Consider the following 639-nt stretch of genomic DNA (forward strand, 5'->3'; position numbering starts at 1 on the left):
GGAGGAGGTCGCGGAGACCGTGCATTTCCTCGCCTCGGACGCGGCGGCCTACCTCACGGGAACGACGATCGACGTGGGCGGCGGCAGCTACATGCCCTGACCGCCTGCGCCTGCAACCACACGGAGGAAACAACCAAGATGCAACGCCGCACATTGGTCGCCACGGGCGCCGCCACTCTCTTCGCGCCCGCCATCGCCCAGCCCGCCTGGCCCGAGCGCGAGATCACCATCATCGTCCAGTACGGTCCCGGCGGCTCGACCGACGTCTCCACCCGTGCCATCGCCGCCGAGGCCGAGAAGATCCTCGGCGTRCCGRTSCAGATCGTGAACCGSCCCGGCGGCCAGGGCACGGTSGGCSYGCAGACSGTCGCSGCSGCGCGGCCSGACGGCTACACCATCGGCACGACGGGCCTCGCGGGCCTCGCCATCGCGCCGCACATGCTCGACGTCACCTACGGCTCCAACGACTTCACCTTCCTGCCGGCCTTCGCGCGCTATCTCTACGGCATCGCGGTCCGCGCGGAATCGCCGCACCGGACCATCATGGATCTGGTGAACGCGGCCAAGGCGCGCCGCACGACCTTCGGCGCCACGGGTGCGCCGAACAACATCGGCATGTTCGACATCGCGCGCGTGACC

The 639-nt window shown here is 70.1% G+C and carries 1 protein-coding gene; it reads left to right on the top strand.

Annotation, left to right across the window (positions count from 1 at the left end; genetic code table 11):
- Positions 1-138: 138 nt before the first annotated feature.
- Positions 139-639, top strand: a 501-nt coding sequence (locus tag AC1DWF_RS35610) for a Bug family tripartite tricarboxylate transporter substrate binding protein (RefSeq protein ID WP_476843168.1), incomplete at its 3' end; no start/stop codon positions are given.

The organism is Aminobacter sp. P4_D5, from assembly GCF_056401815.1.